General features: G+C 70.6%; 15 protein-coding genes and 1 tRNA gene. 10 read left to right on the top strand and 6 right to left on the bottom strand.

The window, feature by feature from the left end; all coding sequences use genetic code 11:
• Positions 1-36 precede the first annotated feature (36 nt).
• The 3 genes from ACYVJJ_RS13180 to parC all read right to left on the bottom strand — a co-directional run bounded on the left by ACYVJJ_RS13180 (position 37) and on the right by parC (position 5,564).
• Positions 37-2,388: a penicillin acylase family protein gene (locus ACYVJJ_RS13180; RefSeq protein ID WP_460834218.1), complete on the bottom strand. Its 2,352-nt coding sequence runs from the start codon at positions 2,386-2,388 to the stop codon at positions 37-39.
• 51 nt (positions 2,389-2,439) lie between these two features.
• Positions 2,440-3,096, bottom strand: a complete 657-nt coding sequence (locus tag ACYVJJ_RS13175; protein WP_460834217.1) for a thiopurine S-methyltransferase — start codon at positions 3,094-3,096, stop codon at positions 2,440-2,442.
• A 224-nt stretch (positions 3,097-3,320) separates the two neighbouring features.
• Positions 3,321-5,564 carry a DNA topoisomerase IV subunit A gene (gene parC / locus ACYVJJ_RS13170; RefSeq protein ID WP_460834215.1) on the bottom strand — a complete coding sequence of 748 codons (2,244 nt, stop codon included), beginning with the start codon at positions 5,562-5,564 and terminating at the stop codon, positions 3,321-3,323.
• A gap of 218 nt (positions 5,565-5,782) precedes the next feature.
• Here parC and ACYVJJ_RS13165 point away from each other — a divergent pair.
• The 9 genes from ACYVJJ_RS13165 (at position 5,783) to ACYVJJ_RS13125 (ending at position 12,244) form a co-directional block, all read left to right on the top strand.
• Positions 5,783-5,867, top strand: a tRNA-Leu gene (locus tag ACYVJJ_RS13165).
• A 453-nt stretch (positions 5,868-6,320) separates the two neighbouring features.
• Positions 6,321-6,740, top strand: a complete 420-nt coding sequence (locus tag ACYVJJ_RS13160; protein WP_460834214.1) for a YjfI family protein — start codon at positions 6,321-6,323, stop codon at positions 6,738-6,740.
• Between the two features lie 8 nt (positions 6,741-6,748).
• Positions 6,749-7,522, top strand: a complete 774-nt coding sequence (locus ACYVJJ_RS13155) for a PspA/IM30 family protein (RefSeq protein WP_460834212.1) — start codon at positions 6,749-6,751, stop codon at positions 7,520-7,522.
• Between the two features lie 64 nt (positions 7,523-7,586).
• A complete protein-coding gene (locus ACYVJJ_RS13150; protein ID WP_460834210.1) occupies positions 7,587-8,582 on the top strand; it encodes a potassium channel family protein in 996 nt (331 codons plus the stop codon).
• Entirely contained in the window at positions 8,579-9,250 is a 672-nt protein-coding gene (locus tag ACYVJJ_RS13145; protein ID WP_460834208.1) for a YjfK family protein, read from the top strand. The genes ACYVJJ_RS13150 and ACYVJJ_RS13145 overlap by 4 nt, the downstream gene beginning before the upstream one ends.
• Before the next feature lie 71 nt (positions 9,251-9,321).
• The gene (locus tag ACYVJJ_RS13140; RefSeq protein ID WP_460834207.1) at positions 9,322-9,729 is read left to right on the top strand and encodes a DUF350 domain-containing protein; all 408 of its coding nucleotides are present in this window, start codon (positions 9,322-9,324) and stop codon (positions 9,727-9,729) included.
• Positions 9,726-10,379 (top strand): DUF1190 domain-containing protein, encoded by a 654-nt coding sequence (locus ACYVJJ_RS13135; protein WP_460834205.1) that lies wholly within the window; start codon positions 9,726-9,728, stop codon positions 10,377-10,379. Before ACYVJJ_RS13140 ends, ACYVJJ_RS13135 begins: the two co-directional genes overlap by 4 nt.
• A 61-nt stretch (positions 10,380-10,440) precedes the next feature.
• Positions 10,441-11,010: a DUF1190 domain-containing protein gene (locus ACYVJJ_RS13130; RefSeq protein ID WP_460834204.1), complete on the top strand. Its 570-nt coding sequence runs from the start codon at positions 10,441-10,443 to the stop codon at positions 11,008-11,010.
• Between the two features lie 67 nt (positions 11,011-11,077).
• Positions 11,078-12,244, top strand: coding sequence for a glutathionylspermidine synthase family protein (locus ACYVJJ_RS13125; protein WP_460834202.1), 1,167 nt, complete (start codon positions 11,078-11,080; stop codon positions 12,242-12,244).
• 15 nt (positions 12,245-12,259) lie between these two features.
• On the opposite strand, the gene ACYVJJ_RS13120 is transcribed toward ACYVJJ_RS13125, so the two are convergent.
• The gene (locus ACYVJJ_RS13120) at positions 12,260-12,748 is read right to left on the bottom strand and encodes a GNAT family N-acetyltransferase (protein ID WP_460834201.1); all 489 of its coding nucleotides are present in this window, start codon (positions 12,746-12,748) and stop codon (positions 12,260-12,262) included.
• A 98-nt stretch (positions 12,749-12,846) separates the two neighbouring features.
• Positions 12,847-14,025: an MBL fold metallo-hydrolase gene (locus ACYVJJ_RS13115; RefSeq protein ID WP_460834199.1), complete on the bottom strand. Its 1,179-nt coding sequence runs from the start codon at positions 14,023-14,025 to the stop codon at positions 12,847-12,849.
• Positions 14,026-14,330: 305 nt separating this feature from the next.
• Here ACYVJJ_RS13115 and ACYVJJ_RS13110 point away from each other — a divergent pair, with 305 nt between their 5' ends.
• Entirely contained in the window at positions 14,331-17,030 is a 2,700-nt protein-coding gene (locus tag ACYVJJ_RS13110) for a hybrid sensor histidine kinase/response regulator (RefSeq protein ID WP_460834198.1), read from the top strand.
• A 108-nt stretch (positions 17,031-17,138) separates the two neighbouring features.
• Here ACYVJJ_RS13110 and ACYVJJ_RS13105 read toward each other — a convergent pair whose 3' ends face one another.
• Complete coding sequence (locus tag ACYVJJ_RS13105) at positions 17,139-17,804, bottom strand: Rossmann-fold NAD(P)-binding domain-containing protein (protein ID WP_460834196.1); 666 nt, start codon at positions 17,802-17,804, stop codon at positions 17,139-17,141.
• Between the last annotated feature and the right edge of the window lie 238 nt (positions 17,805-18,042).

Genomic DNA, 18,042 nt, shown 5'->3' with positions numbered 1-18,042 from the left:
TCAGCTCCGCGCACCGATGCGCCCGCCGGCAGGGCGTCAGCGTGCCGCCGGCGCCAGCTCCAGCGCATGGCGCGTCGCGCCTGGCAAAAACGGCGTCGGTCGGCCCTGCACCCAGTCGGCATGGCCCGCGCCCCAGAACGGGGAGAGCGGGTTTCCGCTCTGGCCGCCCGGCATGTGCACGATGCCGTCGGCCTCGTGGCCCGGTGCGACGACCATGCGCTGCGACGCGCCGAAGTCCGGCCCCTGCGCACGCGGCGTGAGTGTGTCGCCGGGCAACGGATCGGCGGGCATGCAGAGCAGCCGCCTGCCGAGGGGAAGCGCGTCCGCGAGCGGATGGCAGATCGACGCCGTGTTCCGCTCGGCCCAGGTCCGCGCTGCCAGCGCACCGCGCGGGGCGAGCTCGTCGCGCACGTCGGCCGCTGCCGCCTCGAACAGCGCATCCCACGAGGCGTAGGCGGGATCCAGCAGGTGCAGCGGGCGCTGCGTCGCGAGCGGCCAGGCCACGCCCTCGAACTGCAGCGGCTCCGGGAGCTCCGCCTTCGGGCCGAGCGCGCGGCGCGCAGGCCCCAGAAGGCCGTCGGCCATGCGTGCGCTGACGCGCTCTCGCCATGCGCGCACCAGCCGATACCCCACCGCCTCGCCCGCGGCGCGCGGCTCCAGCGTCGGTGCCGCGGTGGCCAGCGCGCGCAGGGCGCTGCCGGGGGCGCCGCGTCGCGCCGAGGCCTGCAGCAGCGCGTGCCAACGCTGCAGGAACAGGCTGCGGTCGTCGAGCTGGATCGCCAGCAGGTCGCGCTCGGTGAAGCGCGTGCGCGCCTGCAGGCCGTCGCGGATCATCCGGGCGCGCACCGCGGTCACGTACCCGCCGTCGCCGATGCGGGCGAGCATCTCGCCATCGACCACGCGTGCATTCGCGGTCCACACGCGGCCGTCCGCCGGATCGAGCACGGCCGGCGCGCCTTTCGATGCGATCCCCCAGGGCGGGCAGGCGCGCGGATCGGAGAGCTCCGTCGGCCGGCAGCCGGCTGCGCGCTGCGGCACCGGCCCGATCAGGCGCCAGCCGATGCGCCCGTCGCGATCGCCCACGACGAGGTTCTGCGCTGGCATGCCCGCGCGGTCGGCCACCGCCATGGCCTCGTCGAGCGACCGCGCGCGTGCCATCGCGAGTACGCCGAGGTTCGCCGAGCCCGGCACATGCGCCACCCAGCGCCGCGCGAGAGCCGTGCCGTCGGCGCGATACGCCTCGATCGGGCCCCAGTCGCTCTCGTGCACCGCTTCGATCACGCTCGCGCCGCCGGCGACGTCGATGCGTTCCTGCACGATCCGCCGCCCGGCGCACCGCGCGCGCGTGCAGTCGGGGATCCGCAGCCAGTCGACCCAGTCGCCGTAGCTGTTGGTGAAGCCCCAGGCCACGTGCGTATTGCTGCCGACGACGATGCCCGGCACGCCGGGCAGGCTGAACCCGGCGACGTCGACCCGGCCGCCGGGCGCGCGCGGATCGGCATAGCGCAGGCGCGCGCGGTACCAGATGTTCGGCGCGCGCAGCTTGAGGTGCATGTCGTCGGCCACGATCGCGCGGCCGTCCGCGGTGAGTGATCCGGCGACCGCGAAGTTGTTGCTGCCGACCTCGGCGCGCTCGCGTCGCGCCGGCGCGGTTCTGGAGCCCGCGGGCGTGCGCCGCAGGTCGACGACTTCGGGACCCGGGAGCACGGCATCGCCGCGCGACGCACCTTGCAGCGGCGCATCCCAGCTGCTGCCGGCGTGCGTCAGCAGCGCGTACACCGCCGCCGGCAGGTGCGGCCGTGCGTCCGCGCGAAGGCGCTCCTGGCGGCCGGCCGCGTCCTGCAGGTCGTAGTACATGGCATAGACGACGAGGGCGGAATCCTCCTCGCGCCACGGCGCGGGCTCACGACGCAGCAGCAGGTAGGGCCAGGGCCGGGTGCGCAGCGCGCCCACACCGGCGTTCACGCCTTCCGCATAGGCGCGCACGAGGGCCGCCTCCGCGCCGAGGGTTGCCGGCAGCGTCGCGCGCAGGCGTGCACGCAGGCGGTCGCGGCGGTGCTCGCGGTCGAGCGGGAGCGCGCGCTCGCCGAACAGTGCAGCGAGCTCGCCGGCCGCGAGTCGGCGCATCAGGTCCATCTCGAAGAAGCGCTCCTGCCCGTGCACGTAGCCGAGCGCGCGCATCGCGTCGATCTCGCCCCCCGCGCTCACCGTGGCCACGCCGAGTGCATCGCGCTCGATGCGCGCCGGTCCACCGAGCCCGGCCAATGCCTCGCGACCGTCGAGCCGCGGCAGGCTGCCGCGCATCAGCAGCCAGATGGCGAGCACCACCGCCGCGATGAGCGCCACGACGACGATCGCGAGCCGCTTGAGGATCCTGCCGATGCGCATGCCGCCGTCCATCACCGTGTCGTTGTCGGCGATGTTAGCCGCGCGATTCCGTCAGCGGCGCTCCATCCGGTAGACGGACGTCGACAGGGCGGACACGCCCTCATCGCGGAAGGCCGGCTGCGTGTCGAGGATGTCGCGCTGCTCGAGGCGGTCGACCCGCCAGTCCCGACCGAAAAGCGTATGCACCTCGTCGGCGTGCACGGCGAACGGCGGGCCGGCTTTCTCGTGCTGCGGATATTCGAGGGTGACCAGCAGGCCGCGGCAGCCCGGGGGCAGCTGCGCGTACAGGCGTTCGGCATACCGTACGCGCAGCTCGGCAGGCAGCGCGATCAGTGCGGCACGGTCGAAGACCAGGCTGCAGTCGGCGAGCGCGGCCGCGTCGAGCGCGAACGCGTCGCCCTCGATGATCTCGATCGGGCCTGCGCGATGGTGGACGCCGAGTGGCGAGCGCTCGACGGTCGGCGACAAGCCGTGCTCGTCGAAGAACTCGGCAATCGCGATCGGCGACAGTTCCACCCCAAGTACGCGCAGCCCCTGCGAGGCGAACCAGGCCATGTCGAGCGACTTGCCGCAGAGCGGCACGAAGACGCGCTCGCCGGCCGTGGCCGCGAGCGACGGCCAGTGCTTGAGCATCAGCGGCGTCGGCCGGTCCTGGTGGAAGCCGATGCGCGATTCCTGCCAGCGCGAATGCCAGAATGCCGCGTCCATGTCTCGTCTCCGTCGGGAACGAGGCATTGCAGCATGCGGGTGCCACCGCGGGGAGGGGGTGTGCGCGGGTTTCAGTATCCCGCGTTGCCTGCGACCGACGAGCCCCGCGGTCGAATCACGAGCACCCGACGTACGAAACGGAACGGCCCGCATCGCTGCGGGCCGCTCGTCGAGCCCCGTCGTTTCGAGGCACCATGCCGCATGGCGGCCTGCAGGCAGCGGCGCTACTCGACCATCAGGCCTTCCACCTTCTGCCAGCCACGCGGAAGCAGGCCGCCACGCGCGCCGCGCTGGCCCATGTAGGCCTCGAGTTCCTTGTAGCCGAGCGTCATCGTGCGTGCGCCCGAGAGCACCAGCAGCGAGTTGTCCGGTGCCACGACGACGACGTCCACCACGCGCTCGGTACCGAGCTTGGACTTCGGGATGTCGATCATCTTGTTGCCCTTGCCGCGGTCCATCTCCGGCAGCTGGCCGATGGGGAACACCAGCACGTGGCCGGCGCTCGTCGCCACCACCACGCGTGAGCCCTTCACGATCGGCGCCACGGCCGGCTGCAGCACGTGCGCGCCCGGCGTCAGCGAGAGCATCGCTTTGCCAGCCTTGTTGCGGCCGACGAGGTTGTCGAACTTCGTCACGAAGCCATAGCCGTGGCTGGTGGCGAGCACGAAGGTCTGCTCCGCGTCGCCGCTCGCGACGGCCTGGAACGAGGCGCCCGGCGGCGGCGAGAAGCGGCCTGTCAGCGGCTCGCCATTGCCGCGCGCGGATGGCAGGGAATGGACGACGGCCGAATAGCTGCGGCCCGTCGAATCGAGGAAGGCCACCTGCGCCGTACTGCGGGTGCGCACCGCCGCGAGCAGCTCGTCGCCCTCGCGGTAGGACAGGCCTGCCGCATCGATCTCGTGGCCCTTCGCCGCGCGCACCCAGCCCTTCGAGCTCACCACCACCGTCATCGGCTCGCTCGCGACCAGCTCGCTCTCGCTGATGGCCTGCGCCGCGCCACGCGAGACCAGCGGCGAGCGGCGCTCGTCGCCGAACCTCTTCACGTCGGCGAGGAGCTCGTCCTTGATCAGCTTGCGCAGCTTCGCGCGGCTGCCGAGGATCCCCTGGATACGCTCGCGCTCCGTGGCGAGCTCCTTCTGCTCGCCGCGGATCTTCATCTCTTCCAGCCGCGCCAGCTGGCGCAGGCGCGTCTCGAGGATGTAGTCGGTCTGCTCCTCGGTCAGGCCGAAACGCGCGATCAGCACGGGCTTCGGCTCGTCCTCGGTGCGGATGATGCGGATCACCTCGTCGAGGTTGAGGAACGCGACCAGCAGGCCTTCGAGCAGGTGCAGGCGGCGCTCCACGCGCTCGAGGCGATGCGTCAGGCGGCGCGTCACCGTGTCGCTGCGGAACTGCAGCCATTCGGTCAGCAAGGCCTTCAGGCCCTTGACCTGCGGCTTGCCGTCGAGCCCGATGATGTTGAAGTTGACGCGGTACGTGCGCTCCAGATCCGTCGTCGCGAACAGGTGGCCCATCAGCGGCTCGGCGTCGACGCGGTTGCTGCGCGGCACCAGCACGATCCGGGTCGGGTTCGTGTGGTCGGACTCGTCGCGGATGTCCTCGAGCCACGGCAGCTTCTTCGCGCGCATCTGCGCGGCGATCTGCTCGATCACCTTGCTCGGCGAGACCTGGTAGGGCAGGGCGGTGATGACGAGGTTCGGGCCGTCCTTGATCCACGTGCCGCGGGCGCGGATCGAGCCGCAGCCAGTCTCGTACATCTGCAGGATGTCGGCGCGCGGCGTGATGATCTCGGCCGTGGTCGGGTAATCCGGCCCCTGCACGTGCTCGCACAGGTCGTTCGTGGTCGCATCGGGATCGTCGAGCAGGCGCACGCAGGCGCTCACCACCTCGCGCAGGTTGTGCGGCGGCACGTCCGTCGCCATGCCCACGGCGATGCCGGTGGTGCCGTTGAGCAGCAGGTGCGGCAGGCGCGCGGGCAGCCAGCTCGGCTCCTCGAGCGTGCCGTCGAAGTTCGGATCCCAGTCGACCGTGCCGTGCGCGAGCTCGCCCAGCAGCACTTCGGCGATCGGCGTCAGCTTGCTCTCGGTGTAGCGCATCGCCGCGAACGACTTGGGGTCGTCCTGCGAGCCGAAGTTGCCCTGGCCCTCGATCAGCGGATAGCGGTACGAGAACGGCTGCGCCATCAGCACCAGCGCCTCGTAGCAGGCCGAGTCCCCGTGCGGATGGAACTTGCCGATCACGTCACCCACGGTGCGCGCGGACTTCTTCGGCTTGGCGCCCGCATTGAGCCCCAACTCGCTCATGGCGTAGACGATTCGGCGCTGCACGGGTTTGAGCCCGTCGCCGATGAAGGGCAGGGCGCGGTCGAGCACCACGTACATCGAGTAATCGAGGTAGGCGCGCTCGGCATACTCGCGCAGCGGGATCTGCTCGAAGCCGTGGAACGTGGAGCGGGGGGAGTCGGTCATGGACGTCCGGGTGGCGACGCGAGCGGCGCTCGCGAGGGCGCGGGCACGGCCCGCGGGAGAGCGATTTCGCATGGGATTCTACGTGCGCGCGGGATCGGGCCAGCATCGCCCCGGGAGGTCTCAGCGGCCGCGACCGGGCCGACGTGCACGCGCCATTGACACATCCGGCCGCCGGGGCGAGAATTTGCGCCCTCGCCGGCGACCACGTCACCGGCCGGGCCCAGGTGGCGGAATTGGTAGACGCACTAGTTTCAGGTACTAGCGGGTAAAACCGTGGAGGTTCGAGTCCTCTCCTGGGCACCACTACATCGCTTCGAGATGCTGCAGATCCCTCGAGGCTGAACGAAACCCGCCCTTGTGGCGGGTTTTTTGTTTCCTGTCGGCGGCGCGGCCCCGGCTGCTGGCGGACGGCCCGCTGATCATCAGCGATGTGTCGAACACGCTCGACACCCTCCACCTCGCGCGGCGAGATCGGCATCCGTCGCGTAGTTGTCCCGGCCCATCACGTGGGTGCATCGGAAGCTGCGCAAGCCGACGAGCGCCTGCACCGACTGCCGGATATGCGTGCGGCGTCCGGTGGAGCACCGGAGGGCACGTGCCGCGCTGAGTCGCGTGCTTCCCGAGCGACCATCCCGTCCGCCACAGGCGCCGCGACGCATCCGTGCTGCACAATCGGACGGCCGCTGCGGCGAGCGCCTTTCGCCGCTAACCTGTCCACCGTCCGCCCATGCCCGATCCCTCCACCAGGAACCTCCAATGACCGAGTGCAGCACCCGGGACCTCTACGAGCAGCTCATCCAGAAGTACGAGGGCAACCCGCAGATCACCGTGCAGCTGATCGATTCATCCGATCCGGCGATCAACGTGACGATGCACGAATACGGCGACATGCAGGTGGTCGTCGCGGCATCGGGCTCGCAGATCTTCGTGTCGACGATCCTCGTCGACGCCTCGCAGGTGAAGGATCGCGCGGGCTTCAACGAGGCCTGCATGCGGATCAATCCGATCAATCCGCTGTCGAACCTCGGTCTGACGCAGATCGACGGCCGCGACACCTACATCGTCTTCGGCGAGCTGTCGGCCGCGTCCTGCGCCGATGACGTCGACGAGGAGCTGCAGGCTCTCGCGATCAACACGATCGACGCCGCCGAATCGCTCAAGTCCTTCTTCGCCTGAGGCCTGCCATGGGAATCCTGTCCAAGCTGTTCACGCTGTTCCGCGGTGCCTCCCACGAGGCCGGCCAGGCCGTCGTCGACAAGAACGCGATCACCATCCTCGATCAGGAGATCCGTGACACGAGCACGCAGCTCAACCAGTCGCGGCAGGAGCTCGCCAAGCTGATGGCGCAGAGCAAGCTCGCCGACCAGAAGATCGAGGCGCGCCAGCAGAAGATCGCCGAGTACACGCGCTACATCGAGGGCGCCCTCGCGAAGAACGACGAGGCACTCGCGCGCGAGGTCGCCGGCAAGCTCGCGCCGCTGGAGACCGAGCAGCAGGGCGAACTCGCCGCGAAGGCGCACCTGGACAAGTCGATCGTGACGCTCAAGGCGACGATCACGAAGGCCGAGGGCCAGGTGAAGGCGCTGCGTACGCAGGTCGACACGGTCAAGGCGACGGCTTCGGTGCAGAAGGCGCAGATGGCCATCGCCTCGCGCACGGCGGGTGCCACCAGCGGCATGAGCAATGCGCTGGAATCGCTCGAGCGCATCAAGCAGCGGCAGCTGGAGACCAGCGCGCGCCTGGAGGCCGCGGAGGAGCTCGATGCCACGTCTGGCGACGGCGAGCTCAACCGCAAGCTGGCCGCGGCCGGCCTGCTCGAGGACAGCTCGAGCGCCGACGCAGTCTTGGCGCGCTTCCGAAAGCCGGCGCAGCTCGCGCACGAGGTGCCGACGATCCATGCCACGCTGTCGCCGAACCAGGAGCCGGTCGGCGTGCCGCGCACCGATTCGACGAACTGAGCGCGCTGCGGTCGTGTGGGTCCTCGGACGGCTCGGGAAGGCGCTCGGCCGGCACATCCGGCGGGTGAGCTGGCTCGCCGTGGTGCTCGCGCTGGTGGCGCACATGCTGCTGACGTGGGCGCTGCTGGTGGTGGCGGGCGAGGACAGGCTCGTCGCCCCGAACGCGTTTCCGTACTACTACATGACCACGGCGACCACGATCGGCTACGGCGATCTCTCGCCGCAGACCACGCTCGGCCGGATGGTGGTGGCCTTTCTGCTGATGCCGGGCTCCGTCGCCTTCTTCGCGGCGGTGCTCACGAAGACGAGCGTCGGGCTTTCGGCTTACTGGCGTCGCCACCGGGAGGGACGCATGCGTTACGACGAGATGGAAGGCCATACCGTACTGGTGGGCTGGCGGGGCACGGAGACCGATCGGCTGGTCGACCTGCTGCTCAGCGACACCGCGACCGACGACGAGGGCCTCGTGCTGGTGGCGGAGGAGCTTCGGGAGAACCATCGGCCGGAGCAGATGCGTTTCGTCGCGATCGCCACCTATGCCGATGCCTCGTCGTTCGCGCGCGCGGCAGTCTCCCGTGCGCGCCGGATCATCATCAATCCGCCGACCGACGACCAGACGCTCGCCGCCGTGCTCGCGGTGATGGCGCATCGGCCTTCGGCGCACGTGGTCGCGCATTTCGAATGCGATGCGGCGTCGAAGCTGGTGAAGAGCCACTACCCGCAGGTCGAGTGCACCCGCCCGATGACGGCCGAGGTGATCGCGCGCGCCGCGCAGGACCCGGGCAGCTCCGCGCTCACGCAGGACCTGCTGTCGAGCGATGAGGGGCAGGCGCAGTTCAGCCTCGTGGTGCCCGACGGCGTCGACGCGACGGTGCAGCAGGTCGCCGCCTGCCTGAAGGGCCACGGCGGCATCTTCATCGGCATGCGACACGGCACGGGCGCCGCCCAGATCAACCCGGCCGACACGGCGACCGTGCCCGCGGGCACGGTCGTCTACTACCTGGCCGCGCGCCGCATCGACGCCTCGCTGCTGCGCTGCCTCGCGGGCGTGCCCGCATGAGCTGGCTCGACAAGCTGACGGGTCGGGGCGGCCGGCAACCGCCGCCGGTTCCGCCTGCCACCGGCGACCTTCGCCACGCGCTGCCGCTCGGCGTCCGCATCGGCGGGCGCATCGAGTTCGACCGCACGCTGTACCGGGTCGCGCCGGGGGCGATGAGCGCCGAGCTGCCCGCGGGGCACCAGGGCGTCGCCTGCTACGGCCACATCGATCTCGGCGACGGCTATGCGATGCATCGCTTCTATCTCGAGGACGATGCCTACGTGCAGGTGATGACCTGCGGCGAGCTGATCGAGTCGATCAAGGCCTTCGTGTTCTTCGACACGGTGAACCCGCCGACGAAGGCACATTTCCAGCAGTTCGTGACGAGCAATCCGCATCTTGGCGCGCAAGAGATCGAGTTCGCCGGCAAGCGCTGGCAGCGCGTCACGAGCCCGGACGGCGGGCCGCAGATCCCCCCGACGGCGTTCGACGAGGTGCTCTACCGTGGCACGCCGCCACGGCGCGACGACGACCTGACGCACTACGCGATGGTGTACGGCCGCCACGTGCCGGAGCTCGACCGCGAGGAGTTCCTGCTGGTGACCGGCGAGGACTCGGGGCCGAACGACTTCTGCGTCACCTACGCGGTGGGGCTGGACCTCACCGAGGCCGACCTCGACATCACCTGAGCGCGGCCTATGCCGTACCGCCACGCGCCCGCGGGCGACGCATCTGTTCCCATTTCTTCAAGGACGCACCCATGAATGCAGTCATCAATGCCCAGAGCTTCGTCGCCTTCCTGGCCTATTTCGCTGCCGGGCTCGGGATCCTGATCGTCGCCGTGCTGGCGGTCGCGATGATCACTCCGCATCGCGATTTCACCCTGATCCGCCAGGGCAATGTCGCCGCATCGACCGCATTCGGCGGCACCCTCATCGGCCTCGCGCTGCCACTGCATGCGGCGATCACGCATTCCGTGAGCCTCGCGGACGCGGCCATCTGGGGCGCGGTCGCCGCGGTCATCCAGATCGTGGCCTACCTGCTCGCGCGGGCCGTGGTCGGCGGCATCTCGAAGCAGATCACCGAGAACGTCTCGGCGGCGGGCATCTTCGCGGCGAGTACGTCGATCGCGGTCGGCCTCATCAATGCGGCGGCGATGACCCCGTGAGTTCGAGGAAGTCCCGGAAGACGAGCAGCCGGTTGCATGCGCCGACGCTGGGCGCGTCCCCCGGCGAAGCGCTGCGCCGGATCGAGGCACAGGAAAAGCGCGAGCAGCTCAGGAACACGCTCGTCTGGGGTGGCCTCATCGCCGGCGGCGTGGCCTGGATGGCCTGGCCCAAGGAAGAGACCGGAATGCTGCTGTACACGCGCAGCGACTGCGAGCGCGTCGACAAGGTCGAGCTTTCGCAATGCCAGAGCGCGTTCGACCAGGCGATGGCCGAGCACGAGCGCCTGGCGCCGCGCTTCGACGACCGTTACCAGTGCGACGAGCAGTTCGGCAACTGCATGCCGGCGCCCGGCAATGCGCTGTACTGGATCCCGCCCATGGCCGGTTTCCTGCTCGGCTACCGGCAGCGGGACGATGACGACGGCGCCAGCGGCGGCGGCTATTACGGCGGCTACCGGTATACCGGCGCATTGCCGCTCTACCGCGAGCGGAGCGGCGACTACCTCAATCCGAAGGGGGATTACGTCAGCTCGGGCTATGGAAAAGTCACCGGCAGGGCCGGCAATCCGAGCCCGCCGGCGCGTGCGATCACGATCTCCCGCTCGGGCTTCGGTAGCGTCGCAGGCGCACGCAGTTCCTTCGGCGGCTAGGGCCGCGACGATCCGCGGCGGTCACACGACCGCCGGCAGCAGTTCCACGCGAGGACACGCCATGAAGCGCTCGAAGCACCTCCGACTCGCCCTCGTCGCCACTGTGCCGATGGCCCTTGCAGGTTGCGACAACCCGGGCATCACCGGCGCGCAGAATGCCGATCAGGACTGGGGTACCGCGCAGGTCACGCAGACCGGCGTGGACTGCTCCACGGCGGAGCGGATGCAGACCGAGGACTGCAAGCTCGAGCTCGAGCGCGTGCTCGCGGCCTCGCCGCGCTACGGCTCGCAGGGTGACTGCGAGGGCGCGCTGGGTGCGCCGTGCGGGCAGGTCAACGAGAACGGCAGCGCCCTGTGGATCGGCCCGGTCACGGGCTTCGTCGGTGGCATGCTGCTGGCCGAAGCCCTCGATGAGGTCGGCGACGCGTATGCACGGAAGCGTCGGTACGACGCCGGCTACCGCGCCGGCGGCTATCGATCCGGCTACCCGGCCACGACCGGCCGCCCCGGCTATCCGACCACCGCTACGCCGCCGCCGGCGCCGCCGACGCGTGCCATCTCCGAGTCGCGCTCCGGCTTCGGCTCCACGTCCTCCGCGCGCAATTCCTTCGGCCGAGGCTGGGGCGGTTGATCGGCGCGGCATCGGCCCTATTTCACCCACTCGAGCGCGTCGCGCTCTCCGCTCCGCCGGGTACTGCATGAAGCGCATCGCGATCGCCGAACGGGTCGACTGGCGGGAGCAGGCCGAGCGCCTGGGCTTCCGGTTCCACACCATCGACGGGGAGCGGTACTGGGACGAGCGTGCGTATTACGCGTTCACGCTGCGGCAGGTCGAAGACGACATCGAGGAGCCGACGCGCGAGCTGCACGACATGGCCATGCACCTCGTCGACGAGGTGGTCAAGTCCGAACACCTCCTCGAGCGCCTCGCGATCCCCGCACGCTACTGGGACTGGATCCGTGATGCGTGGGCGAGCGGCCAGCCGCACGTCTACGGACGGATGGACCTGGCCTACGACGGCACCGGCCCGGCCAAGCTCTACGAGCTCAACTACGACACGCCGACATCGCTCTACGAGGCGGCGTATTTCCAGTGGCTGTGGCTCGAACAACTGACGCGGTCGGGCGCGCTCCCCGCGGCGGCCGACCAGTACAACCGCATCCAGGAAGCGCTGTGCGAGGCCTTCGCGTTCCTCGCGCGCGAGAAGCGCATCGGCGCCGGGATCCACTTTTCCGCCGTGAAGGATTCGGAAGAGGATCGCGCCACGGTGGCCTACCTGCGCGACTGCGCGCACCAGGTGGGGATCGCGACGGACTACGTGGCGATCGAGGACATCGGGATCAGCAAGGAGGGCTGGTTCACGGACGATCGCGACAACGTCATCCAGACGCTCTTCAAGCTCTACCCGCTCGAATTCATGATGGTGGAGCGGTTCGGTCCGGAGCTGCTGTCCAACAAGATGCAGATCATCGAGCCCCCGTGGAAAGCGATCCTGTCCAACAAGGCCATCCTCCCGCTGCTGTGGGAGCGGCACGAGGGGCATCCGAACCTGCTGCCGGCCTTCTTCGAGGATGAGACGCACCGGCTGCGCCCCGGCTGGGTGCGCAAGCCGCTGTTTTCCCGCGAAGGCGCCAACATCGACCTCATGACGCCCTCGGGCGAGCGCGTCAGTTCACCGGGCCCGTACGACGACTGCGCGGCGATCCTGCAGGCCTACCATCCGCTGCCCGAGTTCGATGGCCACTTTCCATTGCTCGGCAGCTGGGTCGTTGCCGACGCACCGGTCGGCATGGGTGTGCGCGAGGACGCGACGCGGATCACCCAGAACACCTCGCGCTTCGTACCGCACGCGATCATCGACTGACGCGGGCGCCGCGGTTCACGGCACCGGGCCGACATACCGCATCGCCACATCGCACCGCGCATAGCGCGCCCCGTAGCGCGCCATGATCGCGGCGTCGTGCCGAAAGCCGAGCTTCTCGTACAGATGGATCGCCGCGGCGCAGCGGGTGTTGGTGAGCAGGTAGAGCGGGTCGGCACCGAGCGCGTTGGCACGCTCAATGACGGCCGCGAGGAGGAACTCGCCGGCCTTGCGGCCGCGGGCGCTCTCGCGCACGCCCATCTTGGTGAGTTCGAAGCTGGTGGGGCCTGTCTTCTGCAGGGCGCAGGCGCCGACGATGCCGAGGCCGGCGGCTTCGACGAAGAGGATGTCGCCCCCCGTGTCGATGATGCGCTCGCGCGGATGGTCGAGGACGTCGCGGTCGGTGTCCTCCAGCCGGAACATCGACGTGATCCATTCGGCGTTGATGTCGCGGAAGTCCGCGGCGAGTGCGTCGCTGAAGGGGTGGACGATCAGGTCGTTCGGCATGCTCGCTCCGTCGCGATGCGGGTTCGCGTCGCTCGCGTCGACGCCTTGTCGGGCTTCCAAGGGTACGTCGTGGCACGCTCGGCGAGGCGCTCGGTTCCTCAGCGCGCGTCCCGCAGCGGGGCGACCGCCGGTGACGCATGAGACGCCACGTCGCTGGCGGTGCCCGGCTCGCGCCACCACGGACGACCCGCATGCGGCGCGTCGAGCTGCAGCCGCTCGCCGAACGCCGGCGTGGTCACCCGCACGCCGCGCTCGCGCGCGACCGCGGTGACGCGCTCGAAGGGCTCCTGCCAGGCATGCATCGCGAGGTCGAACGTGCCGTTGTGGACGGGCAGCAGCCAGCGGCCGCGCAGGTCCCGGTGCGCCTGGACGGTCTCCTCCGGCTGCATGTGCACGCCGGGCCAGCTGGCGTTGTAGGCACCGGTTTCGAGGAAGGTGACGTCAAACGGGCCGAAGCGCTCGCCGATCTCGCGGAAGCCGCTGAAGTAGCCGGTGTCGCCGCTGAAGAAGAGGCGGAAGTCGCCATCCTCGATCACCCAGGAGGTCCAGAGGGTGCGGTCGCGGTCGGCGAGGGTGCGCCCCGAGAAATGCTGTGCGGGCGTGGCGGTGAGCGCGAGCCCGTCGATCGTCGCGCCCTGCCACCAGTCGAACTGCCGGATCCGTGCGGCGTCGACGCCCCAGTCGACGAGACGGTCGCCGACGCCGAGCGGCACGTAGAAGCGGGCGCCGATTCGTGCGAGCGCCCGCACGCTCGCGCGGTCGAGATGGTCGTAGTGGTCGTGCGAGAGCAGCACGCCGCGGATCGGCGGCAGCTCGGCGAGCGCGATCGGCGGCGGATGGAAGCGCTTCGGGCCGGCCCACTGCACCGGCGAGGCCCGCTCGCTGAATACCGGATCGGTGAGCCACCAGTGCCCGCGCAGGCGGATCAGCAGCGTCGAATGACCGAGGCGGTACAGGCTGCGATCGGGCGCGGCGTCGAGCTCGGCGCGCGTGATGCTGCGGACGGGGATCGGCGCGGCGGGCACGGTGCCCGCGGGCTTGTTGAAGATGAAGTCGAGCCAGCCCACCTCGGGCGCGTCCGGTGCCGGGCGACGGGGCGGGTCCTGGTTGCGGAAGCGGCCGTCGATGTAACGGGGCGAGTCCGGGTAGCCGGCGATGGAGGTGGAGGTGGCCAGGAGGATCACCGTGGACAGGGCGAGGAGGGCGGCAGCGGCCTGCAGCCCGCGCCGCCGGCGCAGGCGGCGGACGGGAAGCGCGGCGGCGTGCGGAGGGGTCATGGGATGTAGGCCATCGGCGGGCGGCGCCGCGACGTGGATGCAGCGGCGCCTCGTGGATGTAATGGCAGCGTGGCGGATTGCAATACGTGATGCGGTACGGGCGTCGCGAAACCATCTACTGCTTTGGCGCTGCCACCGCGCAGGCTCGGACCCGGCGGTCGACATGCCGGGTGATGCCGCGCATGTCGGCCGGGCGAGCCGCCTCCGCCCAAAGGCCAGGCTGCGGCCTGTGCTCGTCCGGCCGGGGTGCCTCGGTATAGTGCGGGCGACGCGGCGCCGTCGGGCTTCGCTCTTCGGGACCTGCGATGAACACCGAACCCTCCGCGCCGGAGCGCGCCTCGACGAGCGGCGAATCGAACGCCGACGACCGGACCCGCGCGCGCCTCGATGCGTTGATCGCGGCGACGTCGGACGTCGTCTACCGCATGAGCGCCGACTGGTCCGAGATGCAGCCGCTCGACGGCCGCGGGCTCGTGCTGAGCAACGAGGCGCCGGTCCGCGACTGGCTCGAGCGCAACCTTCCCGAGTCGGAGCATGCGCGCGTGCGTGCTGCGATCAGGGAGGCGATCGCCTGCAAGGGCGTGTTCGACCTGGAGCATCGCATCCGCCGCCCGGACGGAAGGGAGGGCTGGACGCATTCGCGCGCCGTGCCGGTCCTGGACGGGAACGGCGCGATCCTGGAGTGGTTCGGCCTCGCGCGGGACGTCACCGCCGCACACCAGGCACAGCAGGCGCTCGCGGACAGCGAGCAGCGGTTCCGGTCCGTGTTCGAGCAGTCCACCGGCGGCATCGCGCAGGTCGATCTCGAAGGCCGGTTCGTGCTCGTCAACGACCGCTACTGCGAGATCGTCGGCCGCAGCCGCGAGGCCCTGCTCGCCTTGAGCATGCAGGACCTCACGCATCCCGACGACCGTCCCGCGAATCTCGCGCGCTTCGCCGAGCTGGCCGCAGGCACGCGTACGAGCTTCACCATCGAGAAGCGCTACCTGCGGCCGGACGGCTCGGTGGTGTGGGTGCAGAACGCCGTGTCCGCGAACCCGGGTCCCGACGGACGGTTGCGCTACGTGACCGCCATCGTGGCCGATATCACCGACCTGCGGGCCACCCGCGAGATGCAGGGCACGCTGGCGGCGCAGCGTCAGCTCGCGCTCGACGCCGCGCGCCTGGGCTGGTGGCAGTACGAGCCGGCAAGCGGGCAGGTGACGCACGATGCGCGCTACGCCGAGATCTACGGGCTCGACGGCCCGGGGCCGCGCCCGGTCGACGAGGTGAGCGCGCTGCTGCATCCCGAGGACGCGCCGCGCCTGTGGGCTGCGGTGCAGGCCGCGGTCGATCCGCTCACCTCCGCACCGTATTCCGTCGAGTACCGCATCACGCGCCCCGACGGTGCGCTGCGCTGGCTCGAGGCACGCGGCATCGCGTCCTTCGTCGGCGAGGGCGAGGCGCGCACCGTGTCGAGCTTCGTCGGCACCGTGGGCGACATCACCGAGCGCCGGCTCGCGGAGGAGGTGCTGCGCGAGAACGAGGCACGCTTCCGCCTGATGGCCGATGCCTCGCCGGCAACGCTGTGGCTCACCGATCCGAGCGGCGACTGCACGTTCCTGTCGCGCGCCTGGTACGTGCTGACGGGACAGGACGAGGCAGCGGCGCTCGGCCTCGGCTGGACGGAGGCCGCGCACCCCGACGATCGCGAGGCCGCCGGGCGCGCCTTCGTCGAGGCCAATGCGGCGCGCGCCTTCTACCGGACGCAGTTCCGCCTGCGCACCGTCGACGGCAGCTACCGCTGGGTGATCGACCTCGGCCGCCCGTGGTTCTCCGAGACCGGCGCGTACGCGGGCATGGTCGGCGTGGTCATCGACATCGATGCGCGCAAGCGCGCCGAGGAGGCGCTCGAGGAGGCCAGCCGCCGCAAGGACCAGTTCCTCGCCACCCTCGCGCACGAGCTGCGCAATCCGCTCGCGCCGATCTCGAACGCACTGCAGGTCTGGCCGCTGCTCGAGCACCGGCCCGAGGAGGCCACGCGGCTGCGCGAGATGATGGGTCGGCAGGTGCGCCAGATGGTTCGACTGATCGACGACCTGCTCGACGTCTCGCGGATCACGCGCGGCCGCATCGAGCTGCGCCGCGAGCGGCTCGACCTGCGGGCGTCGATCGGCGGCGCGCTCGAGGCGTCGAAGCCCTTCATCGATGCGCAGCGCCACGCGCTCGCGCTCGACCTGCCGGCCGAGCCGATCGTCGTCGACGCCGACTCGGGCCGTCTGGTGCAGGTCTTCGGCAACCTGCTGCACAACGCCGCGAAATACACCGACCCCGGCGGGCACGTGCGCCTTTCGCTGACCCGCGAGGACGGCATGGCCGTCGTCGCCATCCGCGACGATGGCGTCGGCATCCCGCCCGGGATGCTGGGTGAGGTCTTCGACATGTTCACGCAGGTGGATCCGTCGCTGGGCCGCTCGCACGGCGGGCTCGGCATCGGGCTCACGCTCGTGCGGAACCTCGTCGAGATGCATGGCGGTTCCGTCGAGGCGCGCAGCGACGGGCCCGGGCACGGCAGCGAGTTCATCGTGCGGCTGCCGGCGTTACCTGCCGAGGACGCTAGACCAGCGGCATCGGGCGCCGTGCCCGTGCTGTCGTCGCTCGCGCGGCATCGCGTGCTCGTGGTCGACGACGTCGAGCCGTCGGCCAACACGCTCGCGATGATGCTCGAGGCGCTCGGGCAGTCGTCGCAGGCGGTCCACGACGGGCAGGGGGCGTTGGCTGCCATCGCGTCGATGCGCCCCGACGTCGCGTTCGTCGACATCGCGATGCCGGGAATGGACGGCTACGAGGTCGCGCGCCGTGTGCGTGCGCTCGGTGGCGATCCGCCGGTGATGGTCGCGCTTACCGGGTACGGGCAGGACGAGGATCGCCGGCGTGCGCTCGACGCGGGCTTCGACCACCACCTCGTCAAGCCGACGAGCCTGGAGGCCCTGCACCGACTGCTGGCCGCGCTTCCAAGCCGCTGACGCCGCCCGATGCCCTGCGCACGATGGTGTCGAACGCGGGGAGGACTGCGCCGAACTGCCTGGAGCGCGGTCGTCGTACCGCGCAGCCGGAGACGCTGCGACACGGTCTCAGCCGCCACGTCCCCGTGCGATGCGTTCGATCTCCGCGTTGCCCAGTACACCGGGCACTGCGCGGTCCCGCGCCGCGGCGAGCATCGCGCGCCCGACCTGCGTCGAGGTGATGACCACGCCCGGTGCGATGCGTCGCCCGAGGCCGAGCAGCGGCCCCGCCAGCCGGTATCCCACCGCGCGGGCGGCATGCGGCGAGCGCACACCATCGACGGGCTGCACGATGCCGGGCCGCAGCATCACGCTGCGGATCGGCAGGGCACGCAGCGCGTTCTCGGCCTGGCCCTTCACGCGCAGCGGCATGATCGCGCTGCGCGCGTCGGCGCCCGCGCCGGAGACGTACACGAACGTGCCCCCGGGATTGACCTGCGCGAACGCGCGCGCGACGTGCAGCGTGAGGTCGAAGGTCACCTCGCGGAACTCCATTTCGGACAGCCCGGGGACGACGCCTGCGCAGTACAGGCAGGCATCCAGCGTCCGGAATGCCGGGTGCGCCGCATCGGCCTCGCGCAGGTCGGGCAGGGTCACCTGTTCGATGCGCGCGTCGTCGGCCGCGATGCGACGGCGACCGAGCAGCACGATGCGCCCGACGTCGGGCGCGATGCGGGAGGCGGAAAGAGCGCCCTGGCCGACGAGCCCGGAGGCGCCCACGATCATCACATGCATGCTCGTCCAGCCTCCGGTGTCGGTGAGCCTGATGGGCGGTCGGTCGCTAGTCCCGAACTGTACGGCGCCCGCCGCGGTTCGGATTCGCCGTGCCGCGATTTCGCCTCGCCGGAATCACTGCGCCGGCGACCGGATCGACACGGACCGGCCCGCCGGTACTCGACGGGTGCGACAGGGCCCCTGTGCAGCCCGATGCCCGACCGCGTAGTGTCGGCGCATCCACCCGCGAGCCCCGTCC

The organism is Lysobacter humi (ex Lee et al. 2017), assembly GCF_054781815.1.
Note: the sequence above shows the minus strand (reverse complement) of the source record. Positions and strands in the feature narration are given on the sequence as shown.